Raw genomic sequence first — 395 nt, 5'->3', positions numbered from 1 at the left:
TGGCAGGAATGGCAGGGAAAACTCTCTCTCGCATTAACCTCTGATATCCAGCAACTGCGTTATCAGGGCGAAAAAGTTAAATTTCAAGGCCAGCTGAAAGGGCAACAACTTACAGTCAGCGAACTGGATGTCGTCGCGTTTGAAAATCAGCCGCCGGTAAAACTGGTGGGGGAATTTGCTATGCCGCTCGTGCCGGATGGACTTCCTGTAAGTGGGCATGCTACTGCGACGTTAAACTTGCCGCAGGAACCGTCACTGGTGGATGCCGAGCTGGACTGGCAGGAAAATAGCGGGCAATTGATCGTGCTGGCACGGGATAACGGCGATCCGTTGCTCGATTTGCCGTGGCAAATTACTCGTCAACAATTGACCGTAAGCGATGGTCGCTGGAGCTG

At 52.7% G+C, this 395-nt stretch carries 1 protein-coding gene; it reads left to right on the top strand.

Annotated features, from left to right (window positions below; translation table 11 throughout):
* On the top strand, positions 1-395 hold a 395-nt coding region (locus tag EOS_RS45470; RefSeq protein ID WP_456151150.1), incomplete at both ends, for an intermembrane phospholipid transport protein YdbH family protein.

Source organism: Caballeronia mineralivorans PML1(12) (genome assembly GCF_001028175.1).
GTDB classification, from domain to species: domain Bacteria; phylum Pseudomonadota; class Gammaproteobacteria; order Burkholderiales; family Burkholderiaceae; genus Caballeronia; species Caballeronia mineralivorans.
The sequence above is the reverse complement of the archived record's forward strand: the minus strand, read 5'-3'. Positions and strand labels throughout refer to the sequence as shown.